This window comes from Acidovorax sp. LjRoot66, assembly GCF_964253305.1.
In the GTDB taxonomy this organism is placed as follows: domain Bacteria; phylum Pseudomonadota; class Gammaproteobacteria; order Burkholderiales; family Burkholderiaceae_C; genus Acidovorax.
Genome location: NZ_CAXUQU020000001.1, coordinates 3,081,916 through 3,105,006, shown reverse-complemented (window position 1 = coordinate 3,105,006; position 23,091 = coordinate 3,081,916). Strand labels below are relative to the sequence as shown.

General features: G+C 68.2%; 26 protein-coding genes. 13 read left to right on the top strand and 13 right to left on the bottom strand.

Going from position 1 to position 23,091, the window contains the following annotated elements; all coding sequences use genetic code 11:
• Positions 1 to 50 precede the first annotated feature (50 nt).
• The 3 genes from ACSQ3Y_RS14570 to ACSQ3Y_RS14560 all read left to right on the top strand — a co-directional run bounded on the left by ACSQ3Y_RS14570 (position 51) and on the right by ACSQ3Y_RS14560 (position 2,293).
• On the top strand, positions 51 to 860 hold the full coding sequence (locus ACSQ3Y_RS14570) for an IclR family transcriptional regulator (protein ID WP_436177806.1): 810 nt from the start codon (positions 51 to 53) through the stop codon (positions 858 to 860).
• Between the two features lie 124 nt (positions 861 to 984).
• Entirely contained in the window at positions 985 to 1,596 is a 612-nt protein-coding gene (locus ACSQ3Y_RS14565) for a hypothetical protein (RefSeq protein WP_436177805.1), read from the top strand.
• Positions 1,597 to 1,639: 43 nt separating this feature from the next.
• On the top strand, positions 1,640 to 2,293 hold the full coding sequence (locus ACSQ3Y_RS14560; protein ID WP_436177804.1) for a hypothetical protein: 654 nt from the start codon (positions 1,640 to 1,642) through the stop codon (positions 2,291 to 2,293).
• Positions 2,294 to 2,318: 25 nt separating this feature from the next.
• Here the strand turns inward: ACSQ3Y_RS14560 and ACSQ3Y_RS14555 are convergent, their stop codons facing one another.
• Positions 2,319 to 2,759 (bottom strand): hypothetical protein, encoded by a 441-nt coding sequence (locus tag ACSQ3Y_RS14555; protein ID WP_436177803.1) that lies wholly within the window; start codon positions 2,757 to 2,759, stop codon positions 2,319 to 2,321.
• Between the two features lie 35 nt (positions 2,760 to 2,794).
• On the bottom strand, positions 2,795 to 3,187 hold the full coding sequence (locus ACSQ3Y_RS14550) for an Imm10 family immunity protein (RefSeq protein WP_436177802.1): 393 nt from the start codon (positions 3,185 to 3,187) through the stop codon (positions 2,795 to 2,797).
• A 381-nt stretch (positions 3,188 to 3,568) separates the two neighbouring features.
• Between ACSQ3Y_RS14550 and ACSQ3Y_RS14545 the strand changes: the two genes are divergently transcribed.
• Together ACSQ3Y_RS14545 and ACSQ3Y_RS14540 are read left to right on the top strand one after the other, a co-directional pair.
• Positions 3,569 to 3,967: a hypothetical protein gene (locus ACSQ3Y_RS14545; RefSeq protein WP_436177801.1), complete on the top strand. Its 399-nt coding sequence runs from the start codon at positions 3,569 to 3,571 to the stop codon at positions 3,965 to 3,967.
• Between the two features lie 14 nt (positions 3,968 to 3,981).
• Positions 3,982 to 4,281 carry a hypothetical protein gene (locus ACSQ3Y_RS14540; RefSeq protein WP_436177800.1) on the top strand — a complete coding sequence of 100 codons (300 nt, stop codon included), beginning with the start codon at positions 3,982 to 3,984 and terminating at the stop codon, positions 4,279 to 4,281.
• Positions 4,282 to 4,341: 60 nt separating this feature from the next.
• Here the strand turns inward: ACSQ3Y_RS14540 and ACSQ3Y_RS14535 are convergent, their stop codons facing one another.
• Entirely contained in the window at positions 4,342 to 4,806 is a 465-nt protein-coding gene (locus tag ACSQ3Y_RS14535; RefSeq protein WP_436177799.1) for a hypothetical protein, read from the bottom strand.
• 299 nt (positions 4,807 to 5,105) lie between these two features.
• Between ACSQ3Y_RS14535 and ACSQ3Y_RS14530 the strand changes: the two genes are divergently transcribed.
• Both ACSQ3Y_RS14530 and ACSQ3Y_RS14525 read left to right on the top strand, forming a co-directional pair.
• A complete protein-coding gene (locus tag ACSQ3Y_RS14530; protein WP_057200881.1) occupies positions 5,106 to 5,315 on the top strand; it encodes a DUF3606 domain-containing protein in 210 nt (69 codons plus the stop codon).
• A 101-nt stretch (positions 5,316 to 5,416) separates the two neighbouring features.
• The gene (locus ACSQ3Y_RS14525) at positions 5,417 to 5,776 is read left to right on the top strand and encodes a hypothetical protein (protein WP_436177798.1); all 360 of its coding nucleotides are present in this window, start codon (positions 5,417 to 5,419) and stop codon (positions 5,774 to 5,776) included.
• 157 nt (positions 5,777 to 5,933) lie between these two features.
• Here the strand turns inward: ACSQ3Y_RS14525 and ACSQ3Y_RS14520 are convergent, their stop codons facing one another.
• Positions 5,934 to 6,281 carry a hypothetical protein gene (locus tag ACSQ3Y_RS14520; protein WP_436177797.1) on the bottom strand — a complete coding sequence of 116 codons (348 nt, stop codon included), beginning with the start codon at positions 6,279 to 6,281 and terminating at the stop codon, positions 5,934 to 5,936.
• A gap of 266 nt (positions 6,282 to 6,547) precedes the next feature.
• On the opposite strand from ACSQ3Y_RS14520, the gene ACSQ3Y_RS14515 reads away from it, so the two are divergent.
• The gene (locus ACSQ3Y_RS14515; protein WP_057200884.1) at positions 6,548 to 6,958 is read left to right on the top strand and encodes a GFA family protein; all 411 of its coding nucleotides are present in this window, start codon (positions 6,548 to 6,550) and stop codon (positions 6,956 to 6,958) included.
• Here ACSQ3Y_RS14515 and ACSQ3Y_RS14510 read toward each other — a convergent pair.
• From ACSQ3Y_RS14510 to ACSQ3Y_RS14490, 5 genes are all read right to left on the bottom strand, one after another.
• Entirely contained in the window at positions 6,955 to 8,373 is a 1,419-nt protein-coding gene (locus ACSQ3Y_RS14510) for an efflux transporter outer membrane subunit (protein WP_436177796.1), read from the bottom strand. The two genes, ACSQ3Y_RS14515 and ACSQ3Y_RS14510, sit on opposite strands and share 4 nt — an antisense overlap.
• Positions 8,374 to 8,396: 23 nt before the next feature.
• The gene (locus ACSQ3Y_RS14505) at positions 8,397 to 10,415 is read right to left on the bottom strand and encodes a MacB family efflux pump subunit (protein WP_436180120.1); all 2,019 of its coding nucleotides are present in this window, start codon (positions 10,413 to 10,415) and stop codon (positions 8,397 to 8,399) included.
• Positions 10,416 to 10,432: 17 nt separating this feature from the next.
• Positions 10,433 to 11,644: an efflux RND transporter periplasmic adaptor subunit gene (locus ACSQ3Y_RS14500; protein ID WP_057200885.1), complete on the bottom strand. Its 1,212-nt coding sequence runs from the start codon at positions 11,642 to 11,644 to the stop codon at positions 10,433 to 10,435.
• Positions 11,645 to 11,746: 102 nt separating this feature from the next.
• The gene (locus ACSQ3Y_RS14495; protein WP_436177795.1) at positions 11,747 to 12,460 is read right to left on the bottom strand and encodes a TetR/AcrR family transcriptional regulator; all 714 of its coding nucleotides are present in this window, start codon (positions 12,458 to 12,460) and stop codon (positions 11,747 to 11,749) included.
• A 154-nt stretch (positions 12,461 to 12,614) separates the two neighbouring features.
• Complete coding sequence (locus tag ACSQ3Y_RS14490; RefSeq protein WP_436177794.1) at positions 12,615 to 13,226, bottom strand: DUF2939 domain-containing protein; 612 nt, start codon at positions 13,224 to 13,226, stop codon at positions 12,615 to 12,617.
• Between the two features lie 1,038 nt (positions 13,227 to 14,264).
• On the opposite strand from ACSQ3Y_RS14490, the gene ACSQ3Y_RS14485 reads away from it, so the two are divergent.
• Positions 14,265 to 14,657 carry a hypothetical protein gene (locus ACSQ3Y_RS14485; protein WP_436177793.1) on the top strand — a complete coding sequence of 131 codons (393 nt, stop codon included), beginning with the start codon at positions 14,265 to 14,267 and terminating at the stop codon, positions 14,655 to 14,657.
• A 58-nt stretch (positions 14,658 to 14,715) separates the two neighbouring features.
• Here the strand turns inward: ACSQ3Y_RS14485 and ACSQ3Y_RS14480 are convergent, their stop codons facing one another.
• On the bottom strand, positions 14,716 to 15,792 hold the full coding sequence (locus tag ACSQ3Y_RS14480) for a metallophosphoesterase (protein WP_436177792.1): 1,077 nt from the start codon (positions 15,790 to 15,792) through the stop codon (positions 14,716 to 14,718).
• Between the two features lie 348 nt (positions 15,793 to 16,140).
• On the opposite strand from ACSQ3Y_RS14480, the gene ACSQ3Y_RS14475 reads away from it, so the two are divergent.
• Positions 16,141 to 17,529, top strand: a complete 1,389-nt coding sequence (locus ACSQ3Y_RS14475) for a hypothetical protein (RefSeq protein WP_436177791.1) — start codon at positions 16,141 to 16,143, stop codon at positions 17,527 to 17,529.
• A gap of 219 nt (positions 17,530 to 17,748) precedes the next feature.
• Here ACSQ3Y_RS14475 and ACSQ3Y_RS14470 read toward each other — a convergent pair whose 3' ends face one another.
• Both ACSQ3Y_RS14470 and ACSQ3Y_RS14465 read right to left on the bottom strand, forming a co-directional pair.
• Positions 17,749 to 17,994, bottom strand: coding sequence for a hypothetical protein (locus tag ACSQ3Y_RS14470; protein WP_057200891.1), 246 nt, complete (start codon positions 17,992 to 17,994; stop codon positions 17,749 to 17,751).
• 198 nt (positions 17,995 to 18,192) lie between these two features.
• Complete coding sequence (locus tag ACSQ3Y_RS14465; RefSeq protein ID WP_436177790.1) at positions 18,193 to 19,059, bottom strand: AraC family transcriptional regulator; 867 nt, start codon at positions 19,057 to 19,059, stop codon at positions 18,193 to 18,195.
• Positions 19,060 to 19,219: 160 nt separating this feature from the next.
• On the opposite strand from ACSQ3Y_RS14465, the gene ACSQ3Y_RS14460 reads away from it, so the two are divergent.
• Together ACSQ3Y_RS14460 and ACSQ3Y_RS14455 are read left to right on the top strand one after the other, a co-directional pair.
• Positions 19,220 to 19,762, top strand: a complete 543-nt coding sequence (locus ACSQ3Y_RS14460) for a carboxymuconolactone decarboxylase family protein (RefSeq protein ID WP_057269246.1) — start codon at positions 19,220 to 19,222, stop codon at positions 19,760 to 19,762.
• 10 nt (positions 19,763 to 19,772) lie between these two features.
• On the top strand, positions 19,773 to 20,354 hold the full coding sequence (locus ACSQ3Y_RS14455; RefSeq protein ID WP_057269245.1) for a peroxiredoxin family protein: 582 nt from the start codon (positions 19,773 to 19,775) through the stop codon (positions 20,352 to 20,354).
• A gap of 694 nt (positions 20,355 to 21,048) precedes the next feature.
• Here ACSQ3Y_RS14455 and ACSQ3Y_RS14450 read toward each other — a convergent pair.
• Complete coding sequence (locus tag ACSQ3Y_RS14450; RefSeq protein ID WP_436177789.1) at positions 21,049 to 21,264, bottom strand: hypothetical protein; 216 nt, start codon at positions 21,262 to 21,264, stop codon at positions 21,049 to 21,051.
• A 68-nt stretch (positions 21,265 to 21,332) separates the two neighbouring features.
• On the opposite strand from ACSQ3Y_RS14450, the gene ACSQ3Y_RS14445 reads away from it, so the two are divergent.
• Complete coding sequence (locus tag ACSQ3Y_RS14445; protein WP_057200896.1) at positions 21,333 to 22,841, top strand: MATE family efflux transporter; 1,509 nt, start codon at positions 21,333 to 21,335, stop codon at positions 22,839 to 22,841.
• Positions 22,842 to 23,091 lie beyond the last annotated feature (250 nt).

Here is a 23,091-nt window from a genome sequence, read left to right as displayed (position 1 = left end):
GTGCGGGTGGGTGCTTGGCAATGAAGCAATGGTCCGGCAACAATGTCCACATGACAAACAGCAACATAGAAAAATCCCACATCGTGAGCAAACCTGTGGAAACCCCGGGGGCGCAGAACATGCGCCGCGCCCTGCAGATCCTGCGTGTGCTGGGCGAGCACCACGAGCACGGAATGGCCGTGAGCGAGGTGGTGGCGGCCACGGGGCTTGAGCGCTCCACCGCGCACCGCCTCATGACCTGCCTGGTAGAGGAGCACTTCGCCGACCGCAACCCACTCACGCGCCGCTACAGCCTGGGCCTGGAGGTGATGCGCCTGGGTTTTGCCTCGCTGAGCCGGGCGCCGCTGGTGGCCACCTACGGCGGCCTGATGCGCCGGCTGGCCCGCATTTCGGAAGACACCGTGTTCCTGCTGGTGCGCCAGGGCGACTACACGGTCTGCCTGCAGCGTGAGGATGGGGCTTTTCCGGTCAAGATCTTCAGCACGCGCGTGGGCGACATCCGGCCCCTGGGCATTGGCGTGGGCGGCATGGCCTTGTTGGCCAGCGCGGGTGCGCAAGACATCGCGCGCATCCGCAGCCAGCACGCTCCTGCCTTCGATGCGGCGGGTCTCACCTCGGAGCGCTTTGGCAAGGTGGTGGCCAAGACCCAGAAACAGGGCTATGCCGAGATGGTGGACACCGTGACGCAGGGAGTGGCAGGCGTGGGCGCCACCATCCCAGACCCGGGCGGCGTGCCGTTTGCGGCCATTTCCATCGCGGCCATCAAGCCGCGGATGACGCCTTCTCGTCGTAACGAACTGGGGCAGATGCTTGTCCAGATGTTGAACGAGACGGCCCAAATGGGTAACAAGGGACCATAAAAGCGATCTTGCCGGTTGCGACTGCCGCAGCGCTGGCATGCATCGCCCCCGACTACAGCCCCCACGAATGCGAGAATCCACCAGCCCCAACCAAGCCCCCGCCCCCGGCAAACCCCACACCCCCATGCACTCCCCCACCCTGCACCCGCCCACCAACAACCTGCTGCGCGCCCTGACCCTGCTCCTGGCCGCCACCCTGGCCTGGCTGGCCCTGCCCGCCCAGGCCGCACCACCCAAGGCCTACAGCAAAAACGGTGTCAGCTTCCAGCACCCCGCCACCTGGAAGGTGATGACCGACGAGATCGAGAAAGACGGCGCCGGCATGCGCAGCATCGACCTCGAAGGCCCCGGCGACGCGATCATCAGCCTGATGTTCATCCCCTTCCTGTCGGGCCAGAACATCGAGACCCTGGCCACGCGCGCCGCTGAGCACCGCGCGCAGATGGACAAGGGCGCTGCGGCCAAGGAGGGCCCGGACAAGATCACCCCCACGGGCCTGGCCTCCAGCGCCATCACCCGGCGCGTGGGCGGCAAGGAAATCAAGGGCGTGCTGCAGCGCTTCGGCTACACCTCCGGGGGCGAAACCGTGCAGCTCGAGGCACGCTTTTTCTCCATGGACTTCGGCGATGCCAGCAGCGCCAACCTCATGACCCAATCCATGGCCGAAGATACCAAGCAGGTGGACTCCGCCCTGGGCCTGGTGATGGACACGCTGCGCTACCGCGCCAAGCGGTAGGCAGGTCCTGCCCCTTCCCGACCTCCCCTCTTCTCCCTCACCCATGCACCGCACCATGCACCTCTGCGCAACCCCGCTCCCCACCATCCGCGCAGCCACACGCCGCAGCGTCACCACCGCAGCCCTAGGCCTCATGATGATGATGATGATGACGCTGCTGCTGGCCGGCCTGGCCCAGCCCGCCCTGGCCGCGCCCAACACCACCTACAGCAAGGACGGCGTGAGCTTCGAGCACCCCGCCGGCTGGAAGGTGACCGAGGACTCGGTCGCCCAGGACGAAACCCGCCTGCGCAGCATTGACCTCGAAGGGCCCGACGAGGCCGTCGTCACCTTCATGTTCAGCCCCTTCCTGAAGGACCAGAACATCGAGGCCTTCGCAGCCAACACGGCGAAGAACCGCGCCGAATCCGCAAAAAATGCCAGCGCAGTCGCGCAGCAACTGCGCTTTGGCCCCGTGACCACGGCACCCCTCACCCGCAAAGTGGCAGGCCAGGAGAGCAAGGGCGTCTCGCAGCGCTTCGAGATCAGCCTGCAGGGCCTGAAGCTGCCGCACGAGGCGCGCTTCTTCAAGGCCAACCTGGGCGAGACCACCGCCATCATCATGACCCAGGTGGCCGACGAATCCGCCAAGGCCGTGGAGCCCGGCTTTGCGCTGGCGATCGATACGCTGCGCTACCGCGGCACCGGCAAGCGCTGACTGTTGACCGCGGCGCAGCCGCCCGTCACAGTGGGCGCGGCTCCACAAGCGTGAATCCATTCTCGGCCGCCCATTCGCGCAAGGCCTGCTCGGTGGCAGCGGCCTCGAAGTCGTACCAGGCCTGCAGCAGGCCATGGTCCTCCAGCAGACCCTTGAACCGGCCATAGGCGCCCGCCCGCTCGAAAAAGCGGTACACCCGCTCGGCCAGTTGCGGCGCCTGCTCCTCGGCGAAGCGCAAGGCCAGGCGCCGTCCCAGCCCCAACCCCGCTGGGTCCGGCACGGCAAGGTACAGCGACCCATCCTCCAGGTCGTCGGGCACCGGGTCGTCCTCGTCCTCCCAGTCGCCGCCGACGCACCAGATCCTTCCGGTCTTGCGGTCGACAAAGGCAGCGTTCTCGAGCGGCCCCGTGGCGCTGGTCCACTGGAAGGCGTCGATGAGTTCAGAGAGCTGCACCAGGGTGGTCATGGCAATCTCCAAGGTGGCTACAGGTCAGGCGACGGTCAGGCCCTGTCGTGGAAGCACGTGCGCCCGGCAAAGGTCCGCTGCAGCGCCAGGCGCAGCGCGTGGAATTGGGCATCGGCCAAGTCAAAGCGCACTTCGAGCAGGCCTTCATTGTCCATCTCCTGGGCGGCCTGCGCATCCATCTGCACCCTCACATGGTCGCGGTGCAGGGCGAACGACAGGATGTGGCCGTACCAGGACCAGCCCTGGCCGCAGTACTCGGTACAGGGCAGGTCCATGCACAGCTCGACGTCCTGTTCGTCGTATTCGTCCTGGTGCTGCAGCATCAGGTAGGCATCCTCGTCCTCGGTGGACGGCGCCCCGAGCGTGACGATGAGCAGCCCATCGTCCTCCACGGCAGCAAAAGCATCTGCGGCAAAGCCTGCGGGCATTAACACCCCTCCCATTGTTCAGCCGGACACCCCGGCAGCCACAGGGCCCACAGGTACCAGGCTTTTGCAGGCGCCCACTACATACGCCACAGCCGAGCCCAGGCAGGCCAGCGCTGGGGCTTTCTGCGGCCTGCGCACGGATAGTCGCGAAATCCCTAAACTCCAGTTTAAGCTTATCTTGACAGAGTTTAGATAAAACTAAACAATAGACCCCATGGCAGCCCCTGCGCACTGCGGCGTCAACCGATCTGATCCATTCATCCGTTCATTCATCCATCCACCGTCCGCACGCGCCAAGGGCTGCCGCCTTCTCCTCTCCCCCCGTCCCATGCCATCCGGTCACAGACCGGATGGGTTGCCCCCCGCCAGGAGCACCGCACCATGCAAACCGCCTTGTACCCTGCTACCGCCGCCGCACCGTATCGCCCACCTTTCGCCGCCCCGCCGACCACCGGGATGGACAAGGGCACGGACAGGGACAGGGCCCTGTTCTGCCGCAGCGCCAACGACCCGGTGCGCGACGCGGTCCACCACCACGAAGCGCGCGCTGCAGCGTCCGACGCGCAGTACGCCGCCGAAGACGCCGCCCACCGCGAAACCCTGGCCTTTGCGCGTGGCGGCGACTACGCGCGCCTGCTGTCTGCGATGGACTACCGCGACAACGACACCCGCGCCATGCACGCCCTCGTCACTTGCGCCCAGCAGGGCCATGCACTCGCGCGCGAGGCCATCGAGGTGCTGGCCCGCACCTGGGCCGAAACGCATACCGAGGCCGTGTGATGGAAGGGCCGAAAATGCAGGGCCCCAGGCGCGCCGTCACGCCTGCCAACGCCATTCTCGTGCTCGGCGCACTGGCGATCGGGTGCACGCTGCTGTGGGCGATGCACGAGGACGCACAGCACACAGTGCGGCGCGAGCGCCTGGAGCAGCAGGCCGCAGCGCAGGAGCAGTTGCCACGGCAGCCCAGCACGGAGCAGCGCCGGCACATGGCCGCGCAATTCGTGTGCGGGCATGGGGTGGCTTACGAGTGGGTGAATGCGAACACGGTGGAGTGCCATCGCGAGCCTGGACCGAATTTGGCGCTGGGGCGATGAGCCCCCTGCCCTGCCCCTGGCTGTGGTCGTTCCCATGCCCGGCTGAGGGCGCCAACCACGTCAGCCGTCGGGCCCCCTGGCCCGGATGCGCACGAAGCGCACGCGCTTGGAACTCTGCGGCAGCAGGTACCACCGCACGAGGAGGACGCTCGTGGCAAAACAGGCGTTGGTGCTGGCCCTGTCCATCATCTGCTGCTCCACTTCATCGAGCTCTTCCCGCGGCGGCCACAGGTGCACGAACCGCACCTCGATCTCGCCCGGCCGCTCGACGACATCACGGATATCCAGGTAGGTGCACTGGACACCGTAGCCGCGCGAGACGCCGATCACCATGTGGCGGCTGAAATCCACCATGGGCCGGCCGTCGCGCGGGCGCCTGTCGTTGCGCGGGTCGGTACTGCGCCCCTGGCTCCACGCCTGCTCCCACTGGGCCTCGGTGCGCGCCACGTACTCGGCATGGGGCCATACCTTTTCGCCGTGGAACTCCATCGGCAGGCGCACGGCCTCCAGGGGACCTTCGTGCACCGGGTGCACGCCGCGCCCGGGCAAGGCACCTCAGCCTGCCAGCAGGCCGCATCCAACCGCCAGAGCGGCCAGCGCTACCAGCCGCCGGATGGGCATGGTGGGTGGCGGCGCTTCTTGCCCTTTGTCGTACTTGGCCATCGGTTGATCAAAGCACGCGGGCGCGCACCGAACAAGCCAGAAATTGCCCGCTGCCGTAACCCGAACGGGTGCTTTTCCTACGAGGCCAGGCCGCGTCGTTCGCGACCATTCACCACCAGCCCCCGAGATGCGTACCCCCTTCCCCCCATGAAGGAGCCGCCATGCCACGCCGCCAGACAATCGCCCTCGCTGATCCCCACCCCATCATCGCCACGCGGGAGAGCGGCTTGGCCGAATGGATGCAATCGCTTGATTGCTCGGAAGCCGACCTCCTGGAAGCCATGTCCGCCGTCGGCAACTCGGCGCAGGCCGTGCGCAACTACCTGTACGGCGGCAAGGGGCCGTGGCAATGGGTGGCAGCCGCCACCTGACGCCAGCCGCCGCTTCCGCTCCCTGCGCTGCCCGGCGGGCCTGCTGGCATGGCCATCGGCCAGAATCGGCCCATGGCACAGCAACGCAAGGAGAACGCCCAGTGGCATACGAGCACCAATCGACTTCGGCAGACGGACGGTTCGCGCTCCAGGTCGACCCTTGGGAGGCGCGCAACTCCCACTGGGTGTTGACCCCGCAGGTGCGCGACCTGAACAGCGGCCGGGTGCTCTTCAAACCTGTGGCCTCTTCCTGGTCTGCTGATGGCTCCACTTGGACAGGCAGCCAGGTGCGCATCGCCCTGCGCAAGTACCCGGGAGACCAGCCACGCCCCTGCCTGGCGGCCTGGGTGGATTGCGAACGTGAAGTGGCCTGGATCGAAGGCAGCGAGACGCGCTTGGCGCTGGACCAGTTGGAGGCAGAACTGGAGCGCTCGTTGCTGGCCGGCAAGCCCGAACGCTAGTGTCCCGAGTTGGAAGTTCGTTGACGAGAGAATTCTGCCGAAATCGCTGCCAGGTTAGGCGCAAAGCACAGCCATGCTGGGAGCATGGCGAGCATTTGCAACGACGCATGGCGGGGATTGTCGGTAGATTTATTCAACGAATTTCTAACTCGGGACACTAGGCCTTCACATGCCGCCGGGGGTGAATGCGCGCCGCGAAAATGGCGTACTCGGCCACGCCGATCGCCATCCACGCACCCCAGCGCGGCGCCCCCAGGCCCAGCAGCGCATACGCCGCGCACAGGCCGATGATGCCGCCCTGGATGACGTAGGCCAGGATCTGGCCCAGGTCGGGCCCATCCGTGCGGCGGCCCCAGAAGTAGGCAAAGATGATGGGCAGCGGCATGAGGATCAGCACCGCCAGCCCTGCGCCCTGGCAGTCTCCCCGGCACCGGTCGCCAGCGTGGGCAACAGCGCCCAGGGCATTCCAGACGATGAAGGCGAGGGTCAGGGCAGAGCGGCGCACGGGCATGTTTCCAGCAGATGGTGTGATCGGGTGCCCGCAGCTTGCATCGTTCACAAAGGTCGGCGTACGGTGGTTGGCGGGCTGGCAAGGGTCTGGTACGCAGAATGGCCCCGGTATTTTCAGCCACGCCGGCCAGCCCCAGTGGCGGGTGCAAGGCGGTGGAAACGGGCTTTTTCGCCTGAACCAGCGGGGAACTATCGGGCGGCGCAGGTGGCCATGCAAGCGCGCGGCCGGGGCAAAATGGCCAGCCCACCAGGAGAACCCCCGTGAAAGTTCAAGGCCAATGCCATTGCGGCGCCATCGCGTACGAAGCCGAGGTTCAGCCGGGCAGCATGACCATCTGCCACTGCACGGACTGCCAGATCCACTCGGGCTCTGCCTTCCGCGCCAACATTTCCGCGCCTGCGGCCAGCTTTCGGCTGCTGCAGGGCACGCCCCGCACCTATGTGAAGACGGCAGACAGCGGCGCCCGGCGGCTGCTGGCCTTCTGCGAACACTGCGGCACGCCCCTGTATGCCTGCGCGGAGCAAGCGCCGACGGCCTATTCGCTGCGCACCGGGGTACTCAAACAGCGGGACGAGCTGGGCACGCCCCAGCGGCAGATATGGACGCAGCGGCGGCGCGCGTGGGTGGCGTTCTCGGAAAAGGTGGAAAGCTTTCCGGGGCAGCCAGGCTAGGGCACCGCCGGCCCCACCCCGCCCCCCAACACCCGGTACACCACCGCCAGCGCATTGAGCTGCGCCAGACGGTTCTCCTCTACCGCCAGCTCCGCGGTGCGGCGCCGCTGCTGCGCGTCCAGCCAGGTGCGCAGGCCCGTGGAGCCGGCGCGGTAGCGCACCTCGTACAGGCGCTCGGCCTCGCGGGCGGCGGTCAGTTGCAGGGCCAGTTGTTCGCCCTGGCGCAGCAGCTGGGTGCGGGCCGAGAGGGCGTTCTCCACGTCGGCGAAGGCGGTGTACAAGGCCTGGCGGAAGTTGGTGACCGCCTCCTCGTACTGTGCAGTGGCCAGTTGGCCCGAAAGCTTCATCTCCTGTGCACGCAAAAAGGGCAGGCTCAGGCCCGCGCCCAGGCTGGCCACGGGGTTGGAGAGCAGGCGCAGCAGCGAGGTGCTCGACGTGCCCAGCTCGCCCGTGAGGCTGAGCGCGGGGTAGTAGCTGGCGCGGGTGGCGTCGCCGCTGGCCAGCACATTGCGCAGGCGGGCCTCGGCGGCGCGCAGGTCGGGGCGGCGGGCCAGCAGCTCGGCGGGGGCGCCTGCGGCCACGGCGGGCAAGGCGGCTTCGGGCAGGCGCTGGGGCTCGGCGGGCAGCACCTCGGCCAGCGTGGTGGCGCCGGGGGGCGCGTTCATCAGCACGGCGATGGCGTTGCGCGTTTCCACGCGCTGCTGCTCCAGCTGGGCCAGGGCGGCGCGCTGGCTGGCCACCGTCTGCTCGGCCTCGCGCAGCTCCAGCGCCGACACCGCGCCCGCGTCGTACTGCGCGCGCACCAGTTCCTGCGTGCGCAGGGCATAGGCCAGGCTGTCGCCGCCGCTGCCCACGCGCTGGTTCAGGTAGGCCAGTTGCCAGTACAGCCCTGCGGCCGTGCCGGCCAGGGCCTGGGCGGCGGCCTCGCGGTCCTCGGCACTGGCGCGGGCGGCCCACTCGGCCGCGTCGCGCGTGCTGGCCACGCGGCCCCACAGGTCCACCTCGTAGCTGGCCGACAGCGATGCGCCGCTGCTGCGCGCCGTGGCGTTGCTGCCGCCTTCGAGCCGGCGCGATGCACTGCTGGACAGGCGCCCCGCCACCGTGGGGGCCAGCGCCGTGGCGGCAATGCCGGCCTGCAGCTGCGCCTGGCGTACGCGCAGCGCGGCGGCGGCCAGGTCGTTGTTGCGGGCCAGGGCCAATTCGACCACCTGGCTCAGCGCGGGGTCGCCGAACTGGCGCCACCACTGGTCGGGCAGTTGGGCAGTGGCTGACGCCGAAGGCTGTTGCTGCTGCCAGGCGGCAGGCACGGTGGCACCGGGCGCCTGGTAGGCCGTGCGCGTGCCGGCGCAGCCAGCCAGCAGCAGGGCCAGCGCCAGGGGAACCAGGGCGAAGGAGTAGTTTTTGATGGTCGTCACGTGCAGTCGGTCCTTCATGTTCATCAGTCGCGTGCAAGCGCATCGATGGGGTTGAGCCGCGCCGCGCTGCGCGCCGGCAGGAAGCCGAAGACCACGCCGATCAGCGTGGAACAGGCGAACGCCCACACCATGGAGCTCACCGAGAACGCCAGCGGCACAACCGGCGCCACGCTGGTGATCAACGCGCCCAGGCCCAGCGCGATGGCGATGCCCAGGCCACCGCCCAGCAGGCACACCAGCACCGCCTCGATGAGGAACTGCTGCTGGATGTCGCCCTGGCGCGCGCCCACGGCCATGCGCACGCCGATCTCGCGGGTGCGCTCGGTCACCGACACGAGCATGATGTTCATCACCCCGATGCCGCCCACCATGAGCGAGATGACGGCGATGGACGCGACCAGCAGGGTCAGCGTCTGCGTGGTGGTCTCGATGGTCTGGCGGATGCTGTCGGTGTTCAGCACATAGAAGTCCTCGCGGCCGTGGCGTGTCTTGAGCAGTTGGTTGATGCCCTGCTCCGCCGCGGCCATGGGGGCGGTGTCGGCCACGCGCACGGTGATGCTGCGCAGGTAGTTCTGCCCCACGATGCGGCCCATGGCCGTGGTGTAGGGCACCCACACGTTCAGCGCCTCGCTGTTGCCGAAGGCGTTGTCGCTCTTGGCGGCCACGCCGATCACGCGCACCGGCACGCTGCCCAGCAGCACCACCTCGCCCACCGGATTGGGCAGGTTGGGGAACAGCTTGGCGCGGGTGTTGTCGTCGATCACCGCGACCTGCTGGCGCTCCTGCACGGCGCTGGCGTCGAACACCGTGCCCTGCGCCAGCTTCACCGCCTTCACGCGAAAGTACTGCTCGCCCACGCCGTTGACCGTGCCGGTCAGCTCCACATTGCGCCAGCGCAGCCGCGCCGCGGCGTTGAGGTTGGGCGTGACGCTGTCCACATACGGCTGGGCGGCCAGGGCGTCGGCATCGGCCGGCACCAGGGTGCGCACGGCGGCAGAGCGCACGTCGCCGAAGCCCGAGCCCGAGAACACCTCGATGGTGTTGGTGCCGATGGCGCTGATGTCGGCCAACACCTTCTTTTGCGTGCCCGCGCCCAGCGCCACCACCGACACCACCGAGGCGATGCCGATGACGATGCCCAGCATGGTCAGGAAGGTGCGCAGCCGGTGCGCGTTCATGGCCAAGAGCGCCATGTGGAAGGCCTCGCGAAAGCGGTCGCCAAAGGCCGACAGCCGCGCAACAAGCCCTGTGGGTGCGCGGCTGGCGGGCCGGCCGGCACCGCTGCCGGGTACGGGCGCACCCTCGCGCCGCGTGTCGCCCACGATGGCACCGTCGCGGATTTCGATCACGCGCTGCGCGTGCGCAGCCACGCCCATGTCGTGCGTGACAATGATGATGGTGTGGCCCTCGGCGTGCAGCTCTTCGAGGATCTTCATCACCTCGGCGCCTGAGTGCGTGTCCAGCGCGCCGGTGGGCTCATCGGCCAGGATCACGCGGCCGCCGTTCATCAGCGCGCGGGCGATGGAGACGCGCTGCTGCTGCCCACCCGAGAGCTTGCCCGGTGTGTGGTGCATGCGGTCGGCCATGCCCAGGCGCGCCAGCAGCGCCGCCGAGCGATCATGCCGCTGCGCGCGTGTGCGGCCCGCGTACACGGCCGGCACCTCCACATTGCCCTGTGCCGTGAGGTCCGACAGCAGGTGGTAGCGCTGAAAGATGAAGCCGAAGTGCTCGCGCCGCAGCTCGGCCAGCTCGTCGGGCGCCAGTTGCCCGGTCTCGCGCCCGTCCACGCGGTAACTGCCGCGCGTGGGCGTGTCCAGGCAGCCCAAAATGTTCATCAGCGTGGACTTGCCCGAGCCCGACTGCCCGACGATGGCCACCATCTCGCCGGCGTGGATGGTCAGATTCACGTCCTTGAGCACGGCCAACACCTGATCGCCGGCCGGGAACTCGCGCGTCACGCCGCGCAGGTCGAGCAGGGGCTGCGGTGCTGCTGTTGCTGTTGTTTCTGCCACCGCGCTGGTGTCGTGTGCCTTGCCTTGCATGGCCTGCATGGCCCCGCTCACTGCCGTGGCGGGCCGCCGCGCATGCGGCCCGGGTTGGTGGCCGATGGGGCGCTGGCGCCATCGCCCAGCACCACCTTTTCGCCAGCGGCCAGGCCCTCGGTGACCTGGGCGTTGACGTTGTTGTTCAGGCCGATCTTCACCTGCCTCGGCGCGGCGTTGCCCTCGGCGTCGACCACGCGCACGGTGGTGGTGCCATCGGCGTTGCGCGCACCCAGCGCGGCCGACGGGATGGTGACCACGCCCTTGGCCTCGGCCCGCACGATGTAGACCTGCGCCGTCATGGAGATGCGCAGCTTGCCGTCGGGGTTGGGCGCGTCGAACAGCCCGTTGTAGTAGATGGCGGTGGCCGTGGCGTTGCTGGTGGCAGCGGCGCTGGACTGGGACGACTCGTTGGCGATGGAATCGGGCGCGGGCTCCACCGCGCGCAGCGTGGCCTGGTAGCGCTGGTCAGGCTCGCCCAGGATGGTGAAGTACACCTTCTGCCCGGGCTTGACGCGGGTCACGTCGGCCTCGGAGATTTGGGCCTTGACAGTCATGGTGTCCACCTTGGCCAGCTTGATGATGGTGGGCGCGGCCTGGTTGGCGTTCACGGTCTGCCCCTCCTGCGCGACCAGGGCCACCACCTGGCCGTCGATGGGCGCGACGATGCGCGTGTAGCCCAGGTTCACCTTGGCCGTGTCGGCGGCAATGGCCGCCTGCTGCATCTGCGCCTTCAGGGCGTCGATATCGGCCAGCGTGGTGCGCCAGGTGGCCTCGGCCGCCTCCAGGTCGGCCTGGGGGCCGGCATCGGCCGCGCGCAGTTGCTGCTGGCGCTTGTAGGCCAGCTCCACCTGCGACAGCGAGGCCTGGCGCGCACGCAGGTTGGCCTGCGCCGTGGCCAGCGCCGCCTCGGAATTGCGCACCGTGTTCTGCTGCGTCAGGGAGTCGATCTCGGCGACCAACTGGCCGGCCTTCACGTTGTCGCCCAGCGCCACCTTCAGCGACTTGATCTGCCCCGACACCTGCGCGCCCACGCTCACCTGCTTGAAGGCCTGCAAGGTGCCGCTGGCCAGCACCGTGTCCTCCAGGTCGCCGGTGGCGGCTGTGGCGGTGATGAAGCTGTTGGCCGGCTTGGCAGGGAAGAACTGCCACTTCACAACAGCGCCGGCAGCGGCCAGCGCCAGCACGGCGAGGCCGATGCGCAAGGGTGTTTTCTTGGAAATGGGCATGGGAGAAAGTTGAAGGCTGTTCGGAAAAATGAGGGGTGACAGGGAAGCCGGTCAGCCGTTGATCGGCTGGCCAGGCGCCTGTTCAGCGGGTTGTCTGCGCACTCACCTCGGTGTGCGCCTGGCAGCTGCAGCGGGGGCTTTTTCTTTTGCCTTGGGGGGCGCTGCCTTGCGTGGCATCGGTGCCGGGGGTTTCTTGTGGGGCGACGGCATGGCAGCATCTCCGAACGGCCTTGCCGCCACCGGGTCGCAGAACGGCAGGTTGCTCACCGCGCGGATGGCCCGCGCCATCTGCGCGACCACCTGCTCCGTGGTGAAGGCCTGGCCATCGCGCACCGCGGCGCGGCTGATGGCCTCGTCCACCGTGCGCACGGCGCCCATCACCGCGGCAGCGCACAGGCGCACCTCGAAATCATGGTGCGAACGGCCCAGCCGGTCGCCGATGAGGGCCGCCATCTCCCCTTCGCCATCGTGGTACGAATGCAGCCAGATGGAGCGCAGGTCGGGCTCATCAGGCAGCGCGGCAATCAGCCGCACCACCAGCACCATGTCCGCAATCTCCTCGGGCGTGTGCCGGTCCAGCGCGAACTGGTCGGCCAGGTGGGGCTCCAGTGCCAGGTGGCGCGGCCAGCAGCGCAGCTCGCGCGCAAAGCGCTGCCAGGTCTGCGCGAACAGGGGCTCGACACAGCTCTCTTTGTTACGAAAGTACCGCCACACCGTGCGCTCCGAGATACCGGCCGCTGCAGCAATGTCGCCGCCGCTGGTGGCAGCCACGCCCTGGCCGGCGAACAGCCGGGCGGCTGTGCGGGCGACCATCATGCGGGAAGCTTCGGATCTGGAGAATGTCATTTACCGCCATTCTATTGGCAGTAAATGACAGCTCGGCCAGCAAGACCTCTCAAGGCACGGGGTTGAGGGGTGCGCGGGGACATGGCGACCAGGCGGGGCGGCACCCCACCCCGCCCCGTGGCCGTCAGTCCGCCCCGGGCTTGTCCAGCAGTGTCCCGTTGATGGCCACCATCTTCCACGACAGCAGGCCATAGCGGTGGAAGACGAAGCCCACCTCGCGCCCCTCGGAGCTCACGTGCACGGTCGAGTAGTCGCGGTAGTCCACATGAAAGCGCGGCCTGGTGCTGCCGTTGGTGCGCTCAGCGCCACCACCGCCCGTGGAGGATGGCGGTGCGGCCACCGGCGCCCCACCCGCAGGACTGCCCCGCAGCAGCCTTACCACGCCCGATGGGGAGACCATGGCGTCGATGGCCTGCGTGAGCATGCTCTTCACGAAGGTCTGCGCCAGGTTGCCGAAGACGTTGTCGGCGGGCACGCCACGGGTCTTCATCTCCGCATCCATGCGCGCGGCCAGCAGCTCCTTGACCGAGTCGCGCAGCAGCACGAAGTCCACGTACTCGGACACCTTGGCAGCGTCTTTGTCGCGTACGGCGTTGGACAGAGAGTGCAGGGCCCAGTAGGGGGAGGCGTAGATGGCCGCGCCGGCTGCCACGGCGATGGCCGCTGCGAAGGCCAGGGCTTTTTTCTTGCTGCTGCTGGTGGTGCTGGTGCTCGTCGCGTTCGCCGTTGCGGTCATGTGGGTTGGTCCCTCGGTTTGGTTGTTGGTTGGCCCCTGGCTTCAACGCGCGGTGCGGGGTGAGGGTTTACGCATTTCTTCGGCTTGTCCACTCTGGCTGCTTCATGCCTTTGTTGACGGCGGGGGCCGGGGTGTGCGCCCGGCGGCGCAGTAACTTTCTCTTGCGTCGCCAAGAGAAAGTCACCAAAGAGAAGGCGACCCCGCTGCCCGTGTCCCCCTCGCACTGCGTACGAGGGGGCAGCCTGCGATGCTCGAAGCTGGGGTGCGCCTCGCAACTCGCTGCGTTCTTCGAACTCCGCTCAGACATCTGCGGCGAGTCAGATGACGAAGCGCGTGTGTCCTGCGGCACACGCGCCACCCCAGCTTCTGCGCTTCTCGGCACGGTCAGAAGGGGGTGGGAGCGGGCTCCACTCGGGCCATTGCTTCGCTCGGCCCGGTGCGCCGTCGCTGCGCTCGGCTCGCCAGAGCGCTCGCGCCACTCGCGTCGGCAGCGCGCAGCGCGAACCGACCCCAGGCGCAGCTGCGCAGCAGCAGCCGTGTGGACCCCGCTCCCCACCCCTGCTGGCTGCGCCGAGAAGCGCAGGAGCTGGGGTGGGTGCGTGTGCCGAAGGACACATGCACTTCGTTGTCTAGCTTGCCGATGCTGTCTGAGCGGAGTTCACCCGCAGGGGGAACGCAGCGAGTTCATCGGCACCACCCCAGCTCCGAGCATCGCAGGTTGCCCCCATCGCCCGCCAGGGCGATGGGGGACGCAGACTGGGGGTCGCCTTTTCTTTGCCTACTTTCTTTTGGCGACGCAAAAGAAAGTAGGTGCGCCGCCGGGCGCACATCCCGGCCTCCGCCCATCGACCAACCACCAAAGCCACCAAAACACACGCCGCCGCTCCTGCACTGGATCAGCAAACGACCGTGCCTCCGCCCAAAATCACAACCCCCACAAACCCACGTGGTAACGTCGCCCCGCGTCCAATAGCGACGAACAGAACAGAACAGAACAGAGCAAAGCTGAACAGCGCAAAAAGATAAGCAGGAACAACCATGGCGACCTACCTCATCCTTGGATTGCTCATCGTCTTCGTGCTGATTTCCATGGTGCTGGTCCCCGCCATGGCCATCCGGGACGCCAGGCGCGCAGCCAAAACACCCCGCCTCCAACCGGCTGGCAGCACCAAGAGCACCCAGCCACCCGAAGAACAACCGCCCCACCCGCTTGCCTGGCTGGGGTACCTGCTCCTTGCAGCCATGTTCGCGGGCATCGGTGCCTGGCACCTCGCGCACCCCGATGAGGTGATGTCGGGCGGCAAATGGCTGAGCGCGATTCTGGGCCTGACCTACCTCGCGTTGGGCAAGTACGGCCCCGGCCTGGCCTGCATGCTCGCAGCCGCCGGGTTTCTGGTGGCCTGCATCCGGCGACTTCGCGGCGATGCATGAATGATGGCGCTCTGCGCGCGCGATGGCCAGCAACCGCTGGCCGTTCGGCAGGCACCGGCTACGGGCTGCCCGGTATCCCGAAGCCCTGCGTTGCCTGCACCGCCCCATCATCGAACTGCAGCACCCGCTCGGGCCAGCGCAAGGCCGCCAGCTTGAAGTCATGCCCCACCACCTTGCCCGCCTTGCGCTCGGCCCAGCGCCCACCGGCCGAAAAATCCACGCAGAACACGTTGCCGCGCTGGCCATGCCAGGCCAGCGGATGGGTGTCGGCAAACAGGTCCGCATCGCCCTTGCCCACCACGCTGCGGTCGATGGGGCGCAGGCGGCGCCAGTAGTGGCCCACCACCACGGGCACGTCGTCGGTGTAGGCGTCCCACCAGGCCTGGCGCTCTGTAAAGCGCCAGCGCCCGCCCGCGAAGAAGGGCGAGCGCCCCGTGCTCTCCACGCCCGAGGTCAGCACCTTGAGCGGGTTGAGCATCTGCTTGTTGGCCTCGTTCTCGGCATGCGCGTGCAGAAACGGCGGCTGGTGCAGGTTGTTCTCCAGCCCGTGCAGCCAGTGCTCCATCTCCTGCGCCATGCGCTGCTCCAGCGCGGTCTCGCGCGCCTGGCGGCTGGCGGCATGCTCCCAGTGGTCGTACTCGCTGCGCGCCGACCCCAGGGGCAGCAGGCGCGCCGCATCGATCTGCACCTCCTGCCAGGCGGCATGCACCACGCGCAGGTCCTCGCGCTCCAGCCCGACAGGCAGCACCGACAGAAACTCCACGATGGAGTGGCGCTGCGCGGGCGTGGGCCGAGCCGAGGGGGCGTACTTGTCGTGGTCGCGCACCATGCGCGCATCGAAGAACCAGCCCGACCCATCCTTGGCATCTTCGCGCAGCAGGTTGATCTCGTGGTTGCCCAGCACCGCCACCGCGCGGCTCGCCTGCACCAGGCGCTGCGCCAGCGCCAGCACGGCCGGGCTGTCCGGGCCCCGGTCGCAGAAGTCGCCCACGAAGACCAGCGTGCGCCCATCGGCATGCCGGCCCTCGCCGTCGTAGCCCAGGTGGCCGAGCAACTGCACCAGCGCCTGGTACTCGCCGTGGATGTCGCCCACGATGTCGAGCGGGCCGGGGGGCAGGGGTTGGATCAGGCTCATGAAAAAGGAACAGACAACAAAAGAAAACCACAATGATGGCGATGGCGGCGAAAGGACCTATCCGTCTGCCACCCAGGCAGCGCCCGGCAGACCACTTTAGCAGTTGCCCGCCCGGGCCCCGGCAGCAGGCCGGCATCCATACGGGCTGCCACGGCCCGCTGCAACGCCTTGCAGCGCGCCACCCCGCTTGACAACTTGTCAAGCCACGCCTGGGGGCCGCTGATTAAAATTCCTGGGCGCTCTGCCAAAGAGCCCAACGCACACCACCTCTCAAACGGCCCCCACCCAGCAGATGCGGGGCGGCTCTCCTCAGGCAACACACAGGCTGACAGACAGCGCACCCAGTTCATGGCGCAGGACTTCATTCAAATCTATCCCCCGGACGCCGCACTTTGCACCGAAGCGCGCCAGCAGCTGTACACCGACCTGCTTGAAAACGTGGAGCTAGGCGAGTTCAAGAAAAAAACCTTCGCCCCTGCGCTCAAGCGCCTGTGCCTCGAAGGGCAGATCGAATCGCGCGACGAGCGCATAGGAGCGCTGCGCGACCCCGCCGGGCGCATCAACCCGCTGGGTACCTACGTCCACGCCTACCTGTGCCTGGCCTCGCCCGTGGTCAGCGAGGAGGCCTTCGCCGCCATCCTCCGGCACTACCGGCCACAGTCGCTCACCGATATGGCCATCGAGCTGGTGCGCTATTTCGACGGCACCCGGCTGCGGCACCCCGGCCCGCAGGTATTCCTGCGCATGCGGTGCCTGGTGCGCACGCTGGCGCAGGTGATCCCTGCCACCTCGTTCCAGTACCTGTGCGGCGACATGTTCTCCCGCTTTCTCTCGCGCGCCTGCCACGACGAGAGCCTGGACAACTGCATGGTGAGCGACTGCTGGGAGGGCGTGGACCAGTTCGTCGGCATGGGGCGGGACATGGAAAGCATTCACACCCTGGCCACCGACCTGTTCAGTGGCAAGGTCCGACAACCCGCCATCTACCAGGACAGCCACGTCGTGCTCTTTTGCACCCGCTACTTCCAGCGCCAGCTGGGGCCCCACCTGCTGGCGCTGCTGGACGCCGTCTACCAGGCCATCCTGGCGGGCCAGCGCCTGCGGCTGGAGCAAGGTGTGCTCGTCGTGAAGCACATACCACGGCGCGAAGAATGGGATGACGACGCAGACGAAGCGGCGGGCGATGACAGCGCAGGCCCCGGCAATTCCGATTCAGCACAGGCGCCAGCGCTGGCAGACGCATCATCCGGCCCCATCGGCACCGGCTTCTTTTGCCTGGCCCGCAGCGCCACACCCGCGCATTCGCGCGCCGTGGAGAACACCCTTCGGGGCACCGTGGCCCAGCCTGAAAGCACCGCCCCTCATATCCTGGCGCTCGCGCCCTTCGCCGGGCCCGAAGCCCTGCAACGAGTGGACGCCACCACCTTGCTGCTGGGCTGGGAGGCAGAGTTCGCCCCCGAGGCCGGGCGCGACGCGGCAGCCGCCTGCACCGCCGCCGGCTGCCAGGTGCTGGCCCCGGCACTGTGGCTGGAATCCGGTGAGGTGCTGCATCTGCATGGCCTGGGGCCTGGCGAGCCGTGGCGCTTCTCCCGGGCCCACGGCGCCAACAGTGCGAACAGTGCTACTGACAAGGAGGACGACGACGCAGAAGTGCGCGAGCTGCCAGACCTTCTTGCCGTGCTGCTGGCAAGGGCGGATGGCGAATCCCCCGGCCAGCAAGGCGCCCCGCCGCGGTAGACATCCCCCTCGGCATGGAGGCCAGCAGGTGAACACAGGGATAATCTCCGCCCATGCCCCTGGACCACTGGATCGAACAAACGCTGTTTCTGGCCTACCGCTGGGCCGACTACGCCCTGCTGAACCTCATGGACGACCCCGCCCTGCTGGCGCTGGTGTTCTGCTGAGGGCGGGGCCCAGCCACCGCGGGCCAGCGCCAGCCGGCATTTCCAAGCGAAGTCACTCCCACTGCAGGTAGACCCAGGCGCACAGGGCCAGGCCCAAGCCCCACAGCAGCCATGCGCGGGTGACGAAGTACGGGTAGAACATCAGCACCGCCCCACTCCAGGTCAGCACCGGCCGCGTTTGCCGGCGCCCGCGGCGCCACACGATCCAGCCGATGAGGCTGAAGACGAGCGAGCCGATGAGATAGGCCGGGCTGGGCATCTGCAGGCCCAGGCCCTCAAGGAGCGCAAGTTCGTTCATGGCGTGACCACCCCGCCAGCCACCATGGCCAGCCCGTGAAGATGGGAGTAGCGCCAGGCCGATAAGTTGCGCCCGCAATACCCTGGCTTGCGATGTCGCTCCCAAAGTGACCGAGACCAGGCGCCGATCGGGCAGAGCTGCGGCAAGTCTAGCAGTGGCAGCTTTGCTCCTGCTGGCCTTTGGCACCAGCGCCGCGGCTTACCCCTGCAGCCCCTGCACCCAACTGCGCGGCGCCTGCCCCACCACCTGCGTGAACGCGCGTGAGAACGATGAGGCGCTGGCATAGCCCAGCTGGTCGGCCGCGGCCTTGACCGAGGTGCCCTGGCGCAGCAAGGTCTGCGCGATGGCCATGCGCCACTGGGCCAGGTAGTCTGCGGGCGGCTGGCCCACGTGGGTGCGAAAGGCGGCGGCGAACGCGCTGCGCGACATGCCGGCCTGCGCGGCCATGGTGTCCAGCGTCCAGTCGGCCTCGGGGCGCTCGTGCAGGGCCACCAGGGTGCGCGCCAGGCGCGGCTCGGCCAGGCCGGTGAGCAGACCCGCGGGCAACTCGGTCTCGCCCGTGTGGTCCAGCAGCCAGCGCAAAAGCTGTATCACCAGCACCTCGAACAGGCGGTCGGCCAGCAGGCGCTGGCCGCAGCGCAGGCGTTCGGTCTCGGCAAACAGCAGTGCCAACGTGTGCTCGAGCCCATCCACCTCGCGCAGCGGCAGCACCAGCAGCGGCGGCAGCGCGCGCACCAGCGGGTGGCTGTCGCCGCCGTCGAAGTCGAGCGTGGCGCAGACGAAATCGGCCCCGTCCACCGGCGCGTTGTGGAAGTCGTGCGCCAGCGGGCGTGGGTAGAACAGCAGCGTGGGCTCGGTCACCTGCAGCCGGCGCTTGACGCCGCGCGCACGGTGCGTCACCTCCATCTCGCCGCTGCGCAGCACATGCAGAAAGCCCCGCCCCGGCTGCGCCGCGAAGTGCGTGACGCCGCACAGCGGCCCGGCATGGAACAGGTGGGCGCGAAGGCGAAAGCGCTCGAGCAAGGCAGACAGCCGGTCGACGGGTTGCGGCAGCGGGACATTCATGGCGGAGCGGTCAATTCAGGACGAAAAGGCATGTTTTATGGACTCATCGCACCATATTTTACTGCGTTGCGATGGAAACTTCATTCCACGGTGTTGCAGCTGCACCTCCCTTCTCTCCCTTTTTTCTCACCACCTCAACCCTGACACAGGAGCCATCACCATGAACCGCATCCCCCTGATCGACCGCGCATCCGCCCCCGCCAGCGTCGCCGGCACGCTCGACGCCATCCACGGCGCCTTTGGTGCCACGCCCAACATGTTCCGCACGGTGGCCCAGTCGCCCGCTGCGCTCAACGCCCTGTGGGGCTTCTTCGGCGCGCTGGGCAATGGCGGCAGCATCGACACGCAGCTCGGCGAGAAGATCGCCGTGGCCGTGGCCAACCGCAACGACTGCCACTACTGCCTGGCCGCCCACACCGCCCTGGGCCGCAAGGCCGGCGCCAGCGCCGCCGAGATGGGCGCCGCGCAGACCGGCCAGTCCGACGACCCGCGCACCGCCGCCGCCCTGGCCTTTGCCCTGAAGCTCGTGGAAGCCCGCGGCCAGGTGTCCGAGGCCGATGTGCAGGCCCTGCGCAGCGCCGGCTTCAGCGACGGCCAGGTGGTGGAAATCGTGGCACATGTGGCGCTCAATCTGTTCACCAACTACGTGAACGTGGCGTTTGCGGTGCCGGTGGATTTCCCATCCGTCGCGCTGCGCCGATAAGGAGACCGCCATGGACGACCACGCAACCGGGCTGGCGCCCGAACTGGAGATCGCGCAGTGGCTGAACGCCGATGCGCCGATCACGCTGCAGGAATTGCGCGGCAAGGTAGTGGTCATCCACGCCTTCCAGATGCTCTGCCCCGGCTGCGTGGCCCATGGCCTGCCCCAGGCCGCAGCCCTGCGCGCGACCTTCGACGAGCGCGACGTGGCGGTGCTGGGGCTGCACTCGGTGTTCGAGCACCATACGGTGATGACGCCCCAGGCATTGAAAGCGTTTGCGCACGAGTACCGGCTCCCCTTCCCGATCGGCATCGACATGCCGGGCACCAGCGGGCCCATTCCGCGCACCATGCAGGCCTATGGCCTGCGCGGCACGCCCAGCTTGCTGCTGATCGACCGGATGGGACGGCTGCGGCTGAACCACTTCGGGCGCATCGACGATATGCGCGTGGGGGCGCTGGTGGCGCAGTTGGTGGCCGAGCCAGGTGCCGAGGCTCGGGCTGGGACGGCTTCACCCAGCGCCGCGCCTGTCGGAGGTTCTCGTCCAGGAGACGCGGTCTGCGATGCCGATGGCTGTGCGGTGGCTGGTTGAGCATTCCTTTCATGTGGCGGCGATGGATTGGCGCAGGTGTGCGGCATTTGAATGCTTGATGCTTGAGCTTGCTGTCGCCGCTCGTGGTCGATGGGGGCTGGTGTTTTTGTGTCGAGGGCGGGGGCCGGGATGTGCGCCCGGCGGCGCAGTAACTTTCTCTTGAGTCGTCAAGAGAAAGTCACCAAAGAGAAGACGACCCCCAGTCTGCGTCCAGCAGGGGTGGGGAGCGGGGACAAAGACGGCTGCTGCTTCGCAGCTGCGCCGGGTGTCGGTTACGCGCTGCGCGCTGCCGACATGTTGGGCGCGATCACTCTGCCCAGGCCGAGCGCAGCGATGGCGCCTCGGGCCGAGCGAAGCAATGGCCCGAGTGGAGCCCGTTCCCACCCCCTTCTGACCGTGCCGAGAAGCGCAGGGCCTGGGGTGAGCGCGTGCCGAAGGACACGCGCATCGTGAACTGACTCACCGCGGTTGTTCGAGCGGAGTTTGGCCGAAGGCCGAACGCAGCGAGTTCCGCGGTGCACCCCAGGCCCGAGCATCGCAGGCTGCCCCCTCGCCCCTCGGGCGAGGGGGACACGGGCAGCGGGGTCGCCTTTCTTTTGGGCACTTTTCTTTGGCGACGCAAAGAACAAGTGCCTCGGCCGCCGGGCCGAGACCCGGCCTCCGCCCTTGATACAAGCACGTCGTCACAGCGCCATCAGCCATCGAACGCCCCTCGGTCTCCGCCCATCGTCAACGAGGCGCGTAACGCTTCCGTGTCCTCCAGCAGACCCAGTTGATTGACCTTGCGCACCAGTACCACGGCTGCAAGGACCGCGGGGTTCAACAGGCTCCCTGGGAAGGTCCGGCCCTTGCCCCAAAAGGCCGCCAAGCCTGCGCCGGCCTCCGTGCGCTCGTGCTGGAATAAGATCATCCTGGCGGCGACGTCCTACGCGCACGGGCACGCCAGCACGTAGACTGCCTGCACCCCACGCCCCGCCAATGAATACCCCACCTCCCCGCCGAGCCCCCAACCGCGACCTCACCCAGGGCCCCATCGCCCGCACGCTGATCGCCTTTGCGCTGCCGGTGCTGGGCGCCAACGTGCTGCAGTCGCTCAACGGCTCGGTCAACGCGATCTGGATCGGCAACCTGCTGGGCGAAGAGGCGCTGACGGCCACCTCCAACGCCAACCTGGTGCTCTTTTTGCTGCTGGGCGCGGTGTTCGGCGTGTCCATGGCAGCCACCATCCTCATCGGGCAGGCCTACGGCGCGCGCGACATCGAGCGCGCCAAGTGCGTGGTGGGTACGGGCGCCACCTTCTTCCTGGCCGTATCGGCGCTGATAGCGGCCGCCGGCTGGGTGTGGACTCCCGAGATCCTGGGCCTGCTCAAGACGCCCGAGGCCGCCCTGCCCTCGGCCGTAGCCTACCTGCGCGTGATCTTCGTGGCGGTGCCGATCATGAATTCGTTTGCCTTCGCCATGGCCGTGCTGCGCGGCTCGGGCGATTCGCGCACGCCGTTTTATTTCATGGCCCTGTCGGTCGCCATCGACGTGGCCTTGAACCCGCTCTTGATCCGCGGCGCCGGGCCGCTGCCGGCCCTGGGCATCGCCGGCTCGGCCCTGGCCACGCTGCTGGCGCAGGGCATCAGCTTCACCGGCCTGCTGGTGCTGCTGGCGCGGCGCCGCCACCCGCTGCTGCCGGGGCGCCATGAGCTCTCGCACTTTCGCCCCAGGCCGCAGCTGTTGCGCACCATCGTGGTCAAGGGCGTGCCCATGGGGCTGCAGATGATCGTCATCTCGTCCGCCGCGCTGGTGATGATGGGCCTGGTCAACGGCTACGGCGTGCAGACGGCGGCGGCCTATGGCGTGGCCGCGCAGCTGTGGACCTATGTGCAGATGCCGGCCCTGGCCACGGGTGCGGCGGTTTCGTCCATGGCCGCGCAGAACGTGGGCGCCGGCCGCTGGGACCGCGTGGAGCAGATCGCGCGCGCGGGCGTGCTGTTCAACCTGCTGCTCACCGGCGCGCTGGTGTTGCTGCTGTATGGGGCCGACCGCTATGCGCTGGGCCTGTTCCTGCCCGGTGACAGCGGCGCCATCGGCGTGGCGGTGCACATCAACAACGTGGCCAGCTGGTCGTTCGTGCTGTTCGGGGTGACCATCGTGATCTTCGGCGTGGTGCGCGCCACGGGTGCGGTGCTGCCGCCGCTCATCATCCTGTTCATCTCCATGCTGCTGGTGCGCGTGCCCTTTGCCTGGGGCCTGCAGGATGCGTGGGGCGCCGAGGCGGTGTGGTGGAGCTTTCCGCTGGGCTCGGTCACCTCGGTGGTGCTGGCGGGGCTGTACTACCGCTATGGCGGCTGGCGCAGAAACTCGCTGGCGGCCCGGCCCCTGAAGGAAGAAGACCCGCCCGCCACCGGCACCGCAGCCGATACCGGTGTGGCCATGCCGGCGATGGACCGGGAGGCGAATTACGACGGCGCGGCCGCTACCGCAGGCACCAAACCTTAAAGCCCTGCTTCGGGCCCGACCCCTGGGCCGGGGGCGCTTTTGCGCCCGCCTTCGGAAGTGCATGGGCCATGCGATTCATGCGGTGGGTGACCCTGCGAATTGAAGGGAATAGCCCCCTTGATAACGCCCCCTCCCCTCTCAACCTCGGGTACGCTGCGCCGCTTCAACGCCCCGACGTCGCTTTAGCAATGAGCAGAGGCCCCCACCAAGAATGGCAGTTCATGCCCAGGGTGGGGCCGGCCAGGGGCGG

Coding starts and splice junctions, on each gene's coding strand:
- ACSQ3Y_RS14570 (WP_436177806.1), top strand. CDS start 51: ATGACAAACAGCAACATAGAAAAATCCCACATCGTGAGCAAACCTGTG.
- ACSQ3Y_RS14565 (WP_436177805.1), top strand. CDS start 985: ATGCACTCCCCCACCCTGCACCCGCCCACCAACAACCTGCTGCGCGCC.
- ACSQ3Y_RS14560 (WP_436177804.1), top strand. CDS start 1,640: ATGCACCGCACCATGCACCTCTGCGCAACCCCGCTCCCCACCATCCGC.
- ACSQ3Y_RS14555 (WP_436177803.1), bottom strand. CDS start 2,759: ATGACCACCCTGGTGCAGCTCTCTGAACTCATCGACGCCTTCCAGTGG.
- ACSQ3Y_RS14550 (WP_436177802.1), bottom strand. CDS start 3,187: ATGCCCGCAGGCTTTGCCGCAGATGCTTTTGCTGCCGTGGAGGACGAT.
- ACSQ3Y_RS14545 (WP_436177801.1), top strand. CDS start 3,569: ATGCAAACCGCCTTGTACCCTGCTACCGCCGCCGCACCGTATCGCCCA.
- ACSQ3Y_RS14540 (WP_436177800.1), top strand. CDS start 3,982: ATGCAGGGCCCCAGGCGCGCCGTCACGCCTGCCAACGCCATTCTCGTG.
- ACSQ3Y_RS14530 (WP_057200881.1), top strand. CDS start 5,106: ATGCCACGCCGCCAGACAATCGCCCTCGCTGATCCCCACCCCATCATC.
- ACSQ3Y_RS14505 (WP_436180120.1), bottom strand. CDS start 10,415: ATGCAAGGCAAGGCACACGACACCAGCGCGGTGGCAGAAACAACAGCA.
- ACSQ3Y_RS14500 (WP_057200885.1), bottom strand. CDS start 11,644: ATGCCCATTTCCAAGAAAACACCCTTGCGCATCGGCCTCGCCGTGCTG.
- ACSQ3Y_RS14495 (WP_436177795.1), bottom strand. CDS start 12,460: ATGATGGTCGCCCGCACAGCCGCCCGGCTGTTCGCCGGCCAGGGCGTG.
- ACSQ3Y_RS14490 (WP_436177794.1), bottom strand. CDS start 13,226: ATGACCGCAACGGCGAACGCGACGAGCACCAGCACCACCAGCAGCAGC.
- ACSQ3Y_RS14485 (WP_436177793.1), top strand. CDS start 14,265: ATGGCGACCTACCTCATCCTTGGATTGCTCATCGTCTTCGTGCTGATT.
- ACSQ3Y_RS14480 (WP_436177792.1), bottom strand. CDS start 15,792: ATGAGCCTGATCCAACCCCTGCCCCCCGGCCCGCTCGACATCGTGGGC.
- ACSQ3Y_RS14475 (WP_436177791.1), top strand. CDS start 16,141: ATGGCGCAGGACTTCATTCAAATCTATCCCCCGGACGCCGCACTTTGC.
- ACSQ3Y_RS14470 (WP_057200891.1), bottom strand. CDS start 17,994: ATGAACGAACTTGCGCTCCTTGAGGGCCTGGGCCTGCAGATGCCCAGC.
- ACSQ3Y_RS14465 (WP_436177790.1), bottom strand. CDS start 19,059: ATGAATGTCCCGCTGCCGCAACCCGTCGACCGGCTGTCTGCCTTGCTC.
- ACSQ3Y_RS14460 (WP_057269246.1), top strand. CDS start 19,220: ATGAACCGCATCCCCCTGATCGACCGCGCATCCGCCCCCGCCAGCGTC.
- ACSQ3Y_RS14455 (WP_057269245.1), top strand. CDS start 19,773: ATGGACGACCACGCAACCGGGCTGGCGCCCGAACTGGAGATCGCGCAG.
- ACSQ3Y_RS14450 (WP_436177789.1), bottom strand. CDS start 21,264: ATGATCTTATTCCAGCACGAGCGCACGGAGGCCGGCGCAGGCTTGGCG.
- ACSQ3Y_RS14445 (WP_057200896.1), top strand. CDS start 21,333: ATGAATACCCCACCTCCCCGCCGAGCCCCCAACCGCGACCTCACCCAG.